Source organism: Rhodococcus sp. WB1 (assembly GCF_001700945.1).
Taxonomy (GTDB): Bacteria; Actinomycetota; Actinomycetes; order Mycobacteriales; family Mycobacteriaceae; genus Rhodococcus; species Rhodococcus aetherivorans.
On the sequence record NZ_CP015529.1, the window covers coordinates 2,337,983 to 2,349,923 of the forward strand.

Here is an 11,941-nt window from a genome sequence, read left to right on the forward strand (position 1 = left end):
ATGCGGTCTGCGCAGTGGACACCGGCCCCGGCCATCGAGCTGCCGCCGTCGCAGCTGCGCGAACGCGCCGCGTGAGAACGGCGGCCTCCCGCAGCCCACCCGGTCACCAGCCGCGCTCGCGCCACTCCGCGAGGTGCGGGCGCTCGGCGCCGAGGGTGGTGTCCTTGCCGTGGCCGGGGTAGATCACCGTGTCGTCACCGAAGCGGCCGAAGAGCTTGGTGTCGACGTCGTCGTACAGCGAGGTGAACTTCTCGGCGTCCGCGGTCTTGCCCAGGCCGCCGGGGAAGAGGGAGTCACCGGTGAAGATGTGGTGCCGTCCGGTGCCGGCCTCGGTGAGGACCAGCGCGATCGAGCCGGGGGTGTGCCCGGACAGGTGGATCACCTCGAGACCGAGCTCGCCGACGGCGACGGTGTCGCCTTCCATGAGCAACCGATCGGGCGTGACCGGGAGCTGCTCGGCGTCGAGCGGGTGCGCCGCCGTGGGAACCCCGGTCGACGCCGCGACCGCCTCGAGGCCCTGCCAGTGGTCCCAGTGCTGGTGGGTCGTGACGATCAGCTCGAGTTTCGGGGCGTGCTCGGCGAGGAACCGGGTCAGCAACTCCGGCTCGTTCGCTGCATCGAGGAACACAGATCTGCCGGTGGCGGAATCCGTGACCAGGTACGTGTTGTTGTCCATGGGTCCGACGGACAGCTTGACGATGGTCGCGCCGGGCACGGTGCGGCGCTGCGCGGGACCGCCGGGGGTGACCTCGCCGGTGTAGTCGTCGTCGATGACCAAGGGCTGCTGCGACATGTGAGGCACGTTACCGCCGAGGCCCGTCGCCCGCGTGCGCGGCGGTCGGGAACCGGAACGTGTCGGTGGGCGCGCCTACCATGGTCCAGGGCCGAGTTGCGCGACGTGACGTCGGTGAATCGAGATGCGACCGGATCCGACCGTCCAGGGGATCCGACGAGGAGGGACGTGGCGTGGCGGATCGCCTGATCGTGCGTGGCGCGCGGGAGCACAACCTGCGGGGGATCGACCTGGACCTGCCGCGTGACAGCCTGATCGTCTTCACCGGCCTGTCCGGGTCGGGCAAGTCGAGCCTGGCGTTCGACACGATCTTCGCCGAGGGGCAGCGCCGTTACGTCGAGTCGCTGTCCGCCTACGCGCGCCAGTTCCTCGGCCAGATGGACAAACCCGACGTCGACTTCATCGAGGGCCTGTCGCCGGCGGTGTCCATCGACCAGAAGTCCACCAACCGGAACCCGCGCTCGACGGTGGGCACCATCACCGAGGTCTACGACTATCTGCGCCTGCTCTACGCCCGCGCAGGCACGGCGCACTGCCCGCAGTGCGGGGAGCAGATCGCCCGGCAGACGCCGCAGCAGATCGTCGACCAGGTCCTCGACATGGAGCAGGGCACCCGGTTCCAGGTGCTCGCCCCGGTCGTGCGCACCCGCAAGGGGGAATTCGTCGACCTGTTCGAGCAGCTGACCGTGCAGGGGTACGCCCGCGTGCGGGTCGACGGAGTGGTCTATCCCCTCACTGATCCGCCGAAGCTGAAGAAGCAGGAGAAACACGACATCGAGGTGGTCGTCGACCGCCTCGCGGTCAAGGCGAGCGCCAAGCAGCGGCTCACCGATTCGATCGAGACCGCGCTGCGCCTGGCGGAGGGCATCGTCGTCCTCGACTTCGTGGACCGGGACGAGAACGCCGCCGACCGCGAGCGTCGCTTCTCCGAGACGCTCGCCTGCCCGAACGGGCACCCCCTGTCCATCGACGAACTCGAACCCCGGTCCTTCTCGTTCAACTCCCCGTACGGCGCCTGCCCCGAATGCACCGGCCTCGGCATCCGCAAGGAGGTCGACCCGGAGCTCGTCGTGCCGGACCCGGAACTCAGCCTCGAGGACGGTGCGATCGCGCCCTGGTCGATGGGGCAGACCTCCGAGTACTTCACCCGGCTGCTGTCCGGGCTCGCCGACATCATGGGCTTCGAGATGTCCACCCCGTGGAACAAGCTGCCGGCCAAGGCCCGCAAGGCCATCCTCGAGGGCAGCCCGGAACAGGTCCACGTCCGCTACAAGAACCGGTACGGCCGGACACGGTCGTACTACGCCGAGTTCGAGGGCGTGATGCCGTTCCTGCACCGCCGGCTCGAACAGACCGAGTCCGAGCAGATGAAGGAACGCTACGACGGGTACATGCGGGAGATCCCGTGCCCCACGTGCGAGGGCGCGCGGCTGCGTCCGGAGATCCTCGCGGTGACGATCGCCGCGGGCGAGCACGGACACAAGTCCATCGCCGAGGTCTCCGACCTGTCCATCGCCGAGTGCGCCGAGTTCCTGAACGCCCTGACCCTCGGGGCGCGGGAGGAGGCCATCGCAGGGCAGGTGCTCAAGGAGATCCAGGCGCGTCTCGGGTTCCTGCTCGACGTGGGACTCGAATACCTCACCCTGTCCCGCGCGGCCGGCACCCTGTCCGGCGGGGAGGCACAGCGCATCCGTCTCGCCACCCAGATCGGCTCGGGCCTGGTCGGTGTCCTGTACGTCCTGGACGAGCCGTCCATCGGCCTGCACCAGCGCGACAACCGCCGGCTCATCGAAACCCTCACGCGGCTGCGTGATCTCGGCAACACCCTGATCGTCGTCGAGCACGACGAGGACACCATCCGCGCGTCGGACTGGGTCGTCGACATCGGGCCGTACGCCGGCGAGCACGGCGGTCGCGTCGTGCACACCGGCCCCTACAAGGAACTGCTCGAGTGCACCGAGTCGCTCACCGGCGCGTACCTGTCCGGACGTCAGCGGATCGAGGTGCCGGAGCAGCGCCGGCCGGTGGACCGCAAGCGTCAGGTCACCGTCGTCGGCGCCCGCGAGAACAACCTGCGCGGCATCGACGTGGCCTTCCCGCTCGGCGTGCTCACCTCCATCACCGGTGTCTCCGGATCCGGCAAGTCGACCCTAGTCAACGACATTCTCGCGACGGTCATGGCCAACAAGCTCAACGGCGCGCGGCAGGTGCCCGGCCGGCACACCCGCGTCAACGGGCTCGACCAGCTCGACAAGCTCGTGCAGGTGGACCAGTCGCCGATCGGCCGTACCCCGCGGTCGAATCCGGCCACCTACACGGGCGTGTTCGACAAGATCCGCACCCTGTTCGCCGCGACCACCGAGGCGAAGGTGCGCGGCTATCAGCCGGGCCGGTTCTCGTTCAACGTCAAGGGCGGCCGATGCGAGGCCTGCTCGGGTGACGGCACGCTCAAGATCGAGATGAACTTCCTGCCCGACGTGTACGTGCCGTGCGAGGTGTGCCACGGGGCCCGCTACAACCGCGAGACCCTCGAGGTGCACTACAAGGGCAAGACCATCGCCGAGGTGCTGGACATGCCCATCGAGGAGGCCGCCGAGTTCTTCGAGCCGGTCACCTCGATCCACCGCTACCTGCGCACCCTTGTCGACGTCGGCCTCGGATACGTGCGCCTGGGCCAGCCGGCCCCGACCCTTTCGGGGGGCGAGGCGCAGCGCGTCAAGCTCGCCGCGGAGCTGCAGAAGCGGTCGACGGGCCGCACCGTGTACGTGCTGGACGAGCCGACCACCGGTCTGCACTTCGAGGACATCCGCAAGCTGCTCGGCGTGATCAACGGGCTCGTCGACAAGGGCAACACGGTGATCGTGATCGAACACAATCTCGACGTGATCAAGACGGCGGACTGGATCATCGACATGGGCCCCGAAGGGGGCTCCGGCGGCGGCACCGTCGTCGCGCAGGGCACGCCCGAGGACGTCGCGACGGTCGAGGGCAGCTACACCGGCACGTTCCTGCGCGAGGCGCTCGCCGAGTCCGTCGCCCAGGAGCCCGCGCCCGCCCGCAAGCCGGCGCGCAAGCGCGCGCCGCGGAAGGTGGCGGCCGCGAGCTGACCTCGGCGCCGACGCGCCGCGGACCGCGAAGGGGGATGGGGTGGCACGGACGTTCTCCGGTGGTCGTGTCCGCGGGATCGTCGCCGCGCTCGTGACGGCGATGCTGCTCACGGCCGGGGTTGCGGCGGCCCGGCCCGCAGGCAGCGAGGCGGACCCGCCGGGCACCGTCGTCCGGGTCGATCCGTTGCCGCGGCAGTGGTGGCTGCCGGGTGCGTCCGCCGCGTCGGTGCTCACCTACCGCACCACCGGACCGCGCGGGGTGCCGGCCCTGAGCACCGGCGCGGTCTTCGTGCCGTCGGGCGCCGCGCCCACCGGCGGCTGGCCGGTGGTGTCGTGGGGACACGGCGCGGTCGGAATCGCGGACCGGTGCGCCCCCACCGTCGACGGCCGCATCGACAACGGATACCTGGCGCACTGGCTCGCCCAGGGATACGCGGTCGTCGCCACCGACTACCCCGGTCTCGGCACCCCCGGCCTCCACGCCTACCTCGACGGGCCGTCGGAGGCCCACGCCCTGATCGACATGGTGCGCGCCGCGCGGGCGGTGGAACCGTCCCTCGGGTCCCGCTGGGTCGCACTCGGCCAGTCGCAGGGCGGTCAAGCCGCGATGGTCGCGGCCTCCCTCGCGACCCGGTACGCACCCGAGCTCGACTACCGCGGCGCCGTCGCGCTGGGCGTGCCGTCGAACATCGAGCACCTCGTGCCGTTCGGTGACCCGCGCCTTCCGCCGCTGCCGCTGACCGGCACCACCGTGTTCATCGCCTACCTGCTGGCCGGGATGCGCGCGACCCGCCCCGACGTCGACGTCGACCGCTTCCTCAGCCCGCGGGGCCGCGAGGTCCTCGCCCGGCTCGAGGACCTGTGCTACCAGGAGGCGGCGGCCGAGGTCGGGGATCTGTCGATCGGCGACCTGCTGGCGCGACGCACCGACGATCCGGCCCTGGTCCGGGCCGCCCGCGACATGCTCGAGATCCCCACCCGCGGCTACGACCGTCCACTGTTCCTCGGCCAGGGCCTGACGGACACCGTCACCCCGGCGCCGTTCACGTTCAAGCTCGTCGCCGACCTGACCGCGGCCGGGGAGCGGTTCGTGTTCCGGTCGTATCCCGTCGGCCACCTGGAGACGATGCGGGCGTCCCTGGACGACGTCACAGCGTTCGTTGAGGACCTGTTCGCCGCGGGCCGGTAGCGAGCGACCGCGTCAGCGGCGCCCCGCCGTATCGATCGTCGCCGTATCGATCGCCGCCGCGAGATCGGCGGGACGGGACCACATCGGCCAGTGACCGGTCGGCAGGTCGACGTACTCCACGTCGGTCAACCGGCCGAGCTCGGACGCCACCGGATGCCCCGACTGCGCCATCCGCGGGATCGCCCCGGACGGGAAGCTGCTGCACACGACGGTGGTCGGCACCCTCAGGCGGGCGTCGTCGTGCAGGGCGAGCGGAGTCCGCGCCGGACCGGCCGGATGCGGCACCGCCCGCTCCCGGAACCGCTGCAGCGCAGCGTCGTCGAGCCCGTGCAGGCTGTTGCCGTCGGCTTCGAGCTCCGCCCACGGCGGTAGCGGGATCTCCGCCACGGCGGCATCGAGATCCGGTCGCAGTGCAGCGGCATCCGGCAGCGGACCGGAGTCGACGTACAGCAGGCGGGCCACGTCCGTCGGGACCCGGTCCGACGCCGCGTACGCGACCGGGCCGGCGCCGCTGTGCGCGACGACGATCGCACCGCCCGCCACCGCATCCACGACGGCACCGACGTGGTCGTCGAGGGTGATGCCGGAGCGGTCGGTCCGGACGGACCCGAGCCCGGGCAGAGTCAGGGCGTCGACCCTGTGCCCCCGCGCCCGCAGGTCCTCGGCGACGGCCTCCCATGCCCATGCGCCGAGCCAGAATCCGGGAACGAGGATCACGTGTGCGCCCACGACACCCATCCTCGGGGATGCAGGCGACGGTGCGGGTCACCGACACGGTCGTTGCCGGAACGACATTGTTCAACCGGGCGCAAACCCCGCGAAACTCCGCGCCCCTACGGTGGGCGCATGACCGGTGCGCACGGCGACCTCGCGGCCCTCGCCGCCGCGCTCGACGAGCTGCGGGACGGGCTCGTCGCCGCCGCGGACGCCGACGAGCGCTGGGCCCAGGCCCACCCCGCTCACCGGCCCGGCGCGGAGAACCTGGCGCACTACGTCGCCCTGCGGCGCCGGGACATCCGCGACCTGCAGTCCGACCTCGCCGCGTGGGGGCTCTCGTCCCTGGGGCGCGCCGAGGCCCACGTGCTGGCCTCCGTCGACGCGGTGCGCCGGGCCGTGGGCAGCCTCGCCGACCTGCCCGAGATCGATGCCCGGCCCTGTCCGGTCGATTTCGTCACCGGCGAGCGCCTGCTCGAACGCCACGCCACCGCACTGCTCGGTCCCGTCCACGGCGGCCGCCGGACCCGCATCATGGTGACGCTGCCGAGCGAGGCGGCCACCGACGCCGAACTCGTCCACCGGATCGTCGGCGCCGGCGCCGAACTCGTCCGGATCAACTGCGCGCACGACGGCCCGGACGCGTGGGCCGCCATGATCGACCACGTGCGCCGCGCCGAACGGGCCCACGGCCGGCACGTCGCCGTCACCATGGACCTCGCCGGCCCGAAGCTGCGCACGGGCCCCGTCGCGCCCGGTCCCGCGGTCGTGCACGCCAAACCCGAACGGGACGCGCTCGGCCGCACCGTCGCACCCGTCCAGGTGCGGCTCACCCGCCCGGGCCCCGCGGCCGCCGCGGGCGAGGTCGTCGTCCCCGTCACCGACGAGTTGTGGCTGGCCCGTCGCCGACCCGGCGACCGCATCGCCTTCCGCGACACCCGCGGCTCCAAGCGCATGCTGGTCGTCACCGGCACCGCCGCCGGTGACGTGCGCACCGAGCTGACCGACACCGCCTACCTCGTGCCCGGCACCCGGCTGACCGCGCACGGCGACGCCACCGCCGTCGCGGCCCTCCCGCCGCGCGAACGGCGGCTCACCCTGCACGTCGGCGACGAGCTGATCCTGGATCCGGACCTCACGCCCGCCGACCCCGACGCCCACCCGCCCCGCATCGGCTGCACCCTGCCCCGGGTGTTCGAGGACACCCGGATCGGGCACCGGATCTTCTTCGACGACGGCCGGATCGGGGGGATCGTCGAGGAGGCCGCTCCGGGGCGGCTGCGGATCCGCATCACCGACGCGGATCTGCGCGGCTCCCGGCTGGGGACGGCCAAGGGCATCAACCTGCCCGACACCGAGCTGCGGCTGCCGGCGCTCACCGACGAGGACCTGGACCGGTTGCCGTTCGTGGTCGCGCACGCGGACGCGGTCAGCCTGTCCTTCGTGCGCAGTGCCGCCGACGTCGCGCGCCTGCAGGACCGGCTCGCCGAACTCGGCGGCGCGCGGCTCGGGGTGATCCTCAAGGTGGAGACGGTGGCGGGGTTCGAGAACCTGCCGTCCATCCTGTTCGCGGCCCTGCACTCGCCGCGGGTCGGCGTGATGATCGCGCGCGGCGACCTCGCCGTCGAGGCCGGTTACGGCCGGCTGGCCGAGGTGCAGGAGGAGATCCTGTGGGTGTGCGAGGCGGCGCACGTCCCGGTGATCTGGGCGACGCAGGTCCTCGACACCCTCGCCCGGACCGGCCGGCCGTCGCGCGCGGAGATCACCGACGCCGCGGCGTCGGGCCGGGCCGAGTGCGTGATGCTCAACAAGGGCCCGTACGTCGACCACGCGGTGCGCTTCCTCGACGACGTGCTGGGCCGGATGGCCGACCACCAACGCAAGAAGGACTCGCTGCTGCGGCGCCTGCGGGCCTGGGAGGAGCCGGGCGTGCCGCTGCGCTGAGACCGGGGTGGCCGAGGCCGGGTCAGAAGACCGGGCCGGTGTACTTCTCGCCCGGGCCCTTGCCCGGCTCGTCCGGGTAGGCCGACGCCTCCCGGAAGGCCCGCTGCAGCGCCTGCAGCCCCTCGCGCAGCGGCCCGGCGTGCGGGCCGAGGTACTCCACGGACGCGGTGACCAGCCCGGCGAGGGCGGTGATCACCCGGCGCGCCTCGTCCAGGTCGCGGTGGGTGCCGGCCTCGGGATCCTCGTCGGCCAGGCCGAGCTTCTCGGCGGCGGAACTCATGAGCATCACGGCGGCGCGGCTGATCACCTCGACGGCCGGGATCTCGCCCAGGTGCCGGACGTCACCGGCCACGGTCGGATCGGGGGTGTCGGTCATGGGTCCACGATCCCACCCGCGCCTCGCTGCCGCTGGGGCGGGTCGGGCCGCGGCCGGCGATTCGATCGACGGCCCGAAGTTTGCTAAGCTGTGAGTTACGACCGTCCGCGTGCTCTGCGCGTGGGCAGCAAAGTGGAGTCCGACTCCCACCTCTGCGCGGCACATGACCTGGTCATGACCTTCGCTCAGTGGTCCGGTCCGCCGCCCACCGGGGTATCCGGGGAGCGTGCACCCCGAGTGATCGGGGGACGAGAGCGCACGGCCTTCGCGTCGTGGGGTCCGTCGGGCCGGTCGGTATTCGGACCCCGCCCGGTGCGCAAGCACCGTCGGCGGGGTTTTTCGTCGGAAGTCGGCCCCATGTGCTGCGGCGCGGTCACCCGGACCGCACCGCTCTACCTAGGAGGCCCCATCAGCGCTGAGACCCGCATCAACGAACGCATCCGAGTTCCCGAGGTCCGACTCGTCGGACCGGGTGGGGAACAGGTCGGAATCGTGCGTGTTGAAGATGCACTCCGCCTGGCATTCGAAGCCGATCTCGATCTGGTCGAGGTGGCCCCTGACGCCCGTCCGCCGGTCTGCAAGATCATGGACTACGGCAAGTTCAAGTACGAGGCTGCCCAGAAGGCGCGCGAGTCGCGCAAGAACCAGCAGCTGACCGTGATCAAGGAGCAGAAGCTCCGGCCGAAGATCGACGACCACGACTACGAGACCAAGAAGCGCAACGTGGTGCGCTTCCTCGAGGCGGGGTCGAAGGTCAAGGTGACGATCATGTTCCGCGGCCGCGAGCAGTCCCGCCCCGAGCTCGGGTTCCGGCTGCTGCAGCGCCTCGGCGCCGACGTCGCCGATCTCGGCTTCATCGAGACCGCCCCCAAGCAGGACGGTCGGAACATGACCATGGTCCTGGCCCCGCACAAGGGCGCCAAGACCCGCGCCAAGGCGCAGGAGACCGCCCAGGCCTCCGTCGCCAGGCCGGCTCCTGCCGCGGACAAGCCCGCGGCAGGCGACGGCACCGCGTAGCTCCGCCGGTCGACCGGGCTCACCGCCCGGCCGGCCGCTGCGCGCAAGCCGGACGAACACGAGTAAATCCCCGACGAACTGAGGACTCCATGCCCAAGTCGAAGACCCACAGCGGCACCGCGAAGCGATTCAAGGTGTCCGGCAGCGGAAAGATCCTGCGCCAGAAGGCCGGCCGCCGCCACCTGCTCGAGCACAAGTCCTCCCGGGTGACGCGTCGCCTCGACGGCAAGGCCGCCGTCTCCGACGTCGACGCCCCGCGCGTCAAGCGCATGCTCGGCATCTGAGCTTCTTTCCCCGACCGACCCCCGGGGGCGATCGACTGCCCCCCGAGATTGACAGGACATATCAGTGGCACGCGTGAAGAGGGCCGTCAACGCCCAGAAGAAGCGCCGTTCGATCCTCGAGGCTTCCAAGGGCTACCGCGGGCAGCGCTCGCGTCTGTACCGCAAGGCCAAGGAACAGCAGCTCCACTCGCTGACCTACGCCTACCGCGACCGTCGCGCGCGCAAGGGTGACTTCCGCAAGCTGTGGATCAGCCGCATCAACGCCGCTGCCCGCGCCAACGACATCACCTACAACCGCTTCATCCAGGGCCTGAAGGCCGCGGGTGTCGAGGTGGACCGCAAGATCCTCGCCGAGCTCGCCGTCTCCGACGCCGAGGCGTTCGCCGGCCTGGTCGCCGTGGCCAAGGCCGCGCTGCCCGCCGACGTCAACGCGCCGGCCGACGCCGCCTGAGCGCAGCGCGAACGCCGAGACGACGCTGAACGACCGACCAGCACAGGAACGACCCGTGGACCCGCTCACCGAGCGCACCCCACGGGTCGTTTCTGCTGTCAAACTCCTGCGCACCTCCGACCGCCGCAAGGCCGGCCGTTTCCTCGCCGAGGGCGAGAACTCCGTCGGCGAGGCCCTCACGACCGCCGTCGTGCACGAGGTGTTCGTCACCGAGGCCGCCGCCGCCCGCTACCCCGATCTGCTCGGCGCCGCCCGGCGCCGACACGTGCGGGTCTCCACCGTCACCGAGCGCGCGGCCGCCCGGCTGTCGGACACCGTCACCCCGCCCGGCATCGTCGCCGTGTGCGATCTGCTCGACGTGCCGCTCGCCCGGGCCCTGACCCCGCCGCCGCGGCTGCTCGCCGTGCCCGTCGAGATCGCCGAGCCCGGCAACGCCGGCACCGTCATCCGCGTGGCCGACGCGGTCGGCGCCGACGCGGTGGTCCTCGCCGGCGACAGCGTCGACCCGCACAACGGCAAGTGCGTCCGCGCCTCCGCGGGCAGCGTGTTCCACCTCCCGCTCGCCCGTGAACGCGACACCGGCACCGTCCTCGACGCGCTCGCCGCCGCCGGACTCCAGGTGCTCGCCACCGCCGCCGACGGCGAGGTCGATCTCGACGAGGCCGACGAGCTGCTCGCCGCCCCCACGGCGTGGCTGTTCGGCAACGAGGCCCACGGCCTCGACCCGGCGGTCGCGGCGCGGGCCGACCACCGGGTGCGCATCCCCATCCGCGGCCGCGCCGAATCGTTGAACCTTGCCACCGCCGCGTCGATCTGCCTGTACGCAAGCGCCCGCGTGCAGCATCGCGCCGACAGGGCCGTGCCCTAGCGCGGCCCGGCCATCGCCTAGGATTTGGGTGCTGCGCTGGCGCGATCCGTTCGACGCCGAACGTGGCACCACACCCACCGTTCGCCCGAAGAAGGAGTTGCACCGGTCGTGGCCAAGAATGAGGGCGGCACCCCGCCGGCAGTCGATCCGAGCGCCCTGAGCGAGGAGTCGCTCGCCGCGTCCACGCAGGCCGCGCTGGCCGCGTTCGCCGCCGCCCCCGACCTCGACGCGCTCGCGCAGGCCAAGATCGACCACCTCGGCGACAAGGCCCCCGTCTCCCTCGCCAAGCGCGCCCTGGGCGGCCTGCCCGGCAACCAGCGCGCCGACGCCGGCAAGCGGGTCAACGCGGCCCGCGGCGCGGTCACCGCAGCCTTCGACGAACGCCGCACCGAGCTCCTCGCCGAGCGCGACGCCGCGGTCCTCGTCGCCGAGGCCATCGACGTCACCCTGCCCGCCAACCGCCGGCCCGCCGGCGCGCGGCACCCGATCACGATCATCTCCGACCAGATCGCCGACGTGTTCGTCGGCATGGGCTGGGAGGTGGCCGAGGGCCCCGAGGTCGAAACCGAGCACTTCAACTTCGACGCGCTGAACTTCCTGCCGGACCACCCCGCCCGCACGATGCAGGACACCTTCCACATCGCGCCGGAGGGCTCACGGCAGGTGCTGCGCACCCACACCTCGCCGGTGCAGGTGCGCACCATGCTGCACCGCGACATCCCGATCTACGTGGTGTGCCCCGGCCGCACCTTCCGCACCGACGAGCTCGACGCCACCCACACCCCGGTGTTCTCGCAGATCGAGGGCCTGGCCGTGGACAAGGGGCTGACCATGGCCCACCTGCGCGGCACCCTGGACGCGTTCGCCCGTGCCCTGTTCGGACCCGAGACCCGAACCCGGATGCGCCCGAACTACTTCCCGTTCACCGAGCCGTCCGCCGAGGTGGACGTGTGGTTCCCGAACAAGAAGGGCGGTGCCGGCTGGGTCGAATGGGGCGGCTGCGGCATGGTCAACCCCAACGTGCTGCGCGCGAGCGGCATCGACCCCGACGAGTACACCGGCTTCGCGTTCGGGATGGGCCTCGAGCGCACCCTGCAGTTCCGCAACGGCATCTCCGACATGCGCGACATCGTCGAGGGCGACGTCCGATTCACCATGCCCTTCGGCGTGCAGGGCTGACGCCGCCCGACCCGAGACC

General features: G+C 71.9%; 11 protein-coding genes. 8 read left to right on the forward strand and 3 right to left on the reverse strand.

The genetic code is table 11. From position 1 onward, the window contains the following. Positions 1 to 103 precede the first annotated feature (103 nt). Positions 104 to 793, reverse strand: coding sequence for an MBL fold metallo-hydrolase (locus tag A4U64_RS10380; protein ID WP_006936519.1), 690 nt, complete (start codon positions 791 to 793; stop codon positions 104 to 106). Positions 794 to 966: 173 nt separating this feature from the next. Here A4U64_RS10380 and uvrA point away from each other — a divergent pair, with 173 nt between their 5' ends. Together uvrA and A4U64_RS10390 are read left to right on the forward strand one after the other, a co-directional pair. After that, positions 967 to 3,900, forward strand: a complete 2,934-nt coding sequence (gene uvrA / locus A4U64_RS10385; RefSeq protein ID WP_065922538.1) for an excinuclease ABC subunit UvrA — start codon at positions 967 to 969, stop codon at positions 3,898 to 3,900. A 40-nt stretch (positions 3,901 to 3,940) separates the two neighbouring features. Further along, positions 3,941 to 5,089 (forward strand): lipase family protein, encoded by a 1,149-nt coding sequence (locus A4U64_RS10390; RefSeq protein WP_006936515.1) that lies wholly within the window; start codon positions 3,941 to 3,943, stop codon positions 5,087 to 5,089. Positions 5,090 to 5,101: 12 nt separating this feature from the next. Here the strand turns inward: A4U64_RS10390 and A4U64_RS10395 are convergent, their stop codons facing one another. Beyond that, a complete protein-coding gene (locus tag A4U64_RS10395) occupies positions 5,102 to 5,818 on the reverse strand; it encodes an alpha/beta fold hydrolase (RefSeq protein WP_065923465.1) in 717 nt (238 codons plus the stop codon). 117 nt (positions 5,819 to 5,935) lie between these two features. On the opposite strand from A4U64_RS10395, the gene A4U64_RS10400 reads away from it, so the two are divergent. Next, the gene (locus A4U64_RS10400) at positions 5,936 to 7,747 is read left to right on the forward strand and encodes a pyruvate kinase (RefSeq protein WP_043799621.1); all 1,812 of its coding nucleotides are present in this window, start codon (positions 5,936 to 5,938) and stop codon (positions 7,745 to 7,747) included. Between the two features lie 22 nt (positions 7,748 to 7,769). Here A4U64_RS10400 and A4U64_RS10405 read toward each other — a convergent pair whose 3' ends face one another. Beyond that, positions 7,770 to 8,123, reverse strand: a complete 354-nt coding sequence (locus A4U64_RS10405; RefSeq protein ID WP_006936509.1) for a DUF1844 domain-containing protein — start codon at positions 8,121 to 8,123, stop codon at positions 7,770 to 7,772. 357 nt (positions 8,124 to 8,480) lie between these two features. On the opposite strand from A4U64_RS10405, the gene infC reads away from it, so the two are divergent. The 5 genes from infC (at position 8,481) to pheS (ending at position 11,922) form a co-directional block, all read left to right on the forward strand. Further along, positions 8,481 to 9,140: a translation initiation factor IF-3 gene (infC, locus tag A4U64_RS10410; RefSeq protein ID WP_029543898.1), complete on the forward strand. Its 660-nt coding sequence runs from the start codon at positions 8,481 to 8,483 to the stop codon at positions 9,138 to 9,140. An 89-nt stretch (positions 9,141 to 9,229) separates the two neighbouring features. Next, positions 9,230 to 9,424 (forward strand): 50S ribosomal protein L35, encoded by a 195-nt coding sequence (gene rpmI, locus A4U64_RS10415; protein WP_006936506.1) that lies wholly within the window; start codon positions 9,230 to 9,232, stop codon positions 9,422 to 9,424. 64 nt (positions 9,425 to 9,488) lie between these two features. Then, positions 9,489 to 9,875 carry a 50S ribosomal protein L20 gene (gene rplT, locus A4U64_RS10420; RefSeq protein WP_003937964.1) on the forward strand — a complete coding sequence of 129 codons (387 nt, stop codon included), beginning with the start codon at positions 9,489 to 9,491 and terminating at the stop codon, positions 9,873 to 9,875. A 55-nt stretch (positions 9,876 to 9,930) separates the two neighbouring features. Further along, positions 9,931 to 10,743 (forward strand): TrmH family RNA methyltransferase, encoded by an 813-nt coding sequence (locus A4U64_RS10425; RefSeq protein WP_043799626.1) that lies wholly within the window; start codon positions 9,931 to 9,933, stop codon positions 10,741 to 10,743. Between the two features lie 108 nt (positions 10,744 to 10,851). Then, positions 10,852 to 11,922, forward strand: coding sequence for a phenylalanine--tRNA ligase subunit alpha (pheS, locus tag A4U64_RS10430; protein ID WP_006936501.1), 1,071 nt, complete (start codon positions 10,852 to 10,854; stop codon positions 11,920 to 11,922). Positions 11,923 to 11,941 lie beyond the last annotated feature (19 nt).

Excerpts from the sequence above, each read along its gene's own strand:
- rpmI (WP_006936506.1), top strand. The coding sequence starts at position 9,230 with ATGCCCAAGTCGAAGACCCACAGCGGCACCGCGAAGCGATTCAAGGTG.
- infC (WP_029543898.1), top strand. The coding sequence starts at position 8,481 with ATGTGCTGCGGCGCGGTCACCCGGACCGCACCGCTCTACCTAGGAGGC.
- A4U64_RS10400 (WP_043799621.1), top strand. The coding sequence starts at position 5,936 with ATGACCGGTGCGCACGGCGACCTCGCGGCCCTCGCCGCCGCGCTCGAC.
- A4U64_RS10405 (WP_006936509.1), bottom strand. The coding sequence starts at position 8,123 with ATGACCGACACCCCCGATCCGACCGTGGCCGGTGACGTCCGGCACCTG.
- A4U64_RS10380 (WP_006936519.1), bottom strand. The coding sequence starts at position 793 with ATGTCGCAGCAGCCCTTGGTCATCGACGACGACTACACCGGCGAGGTC.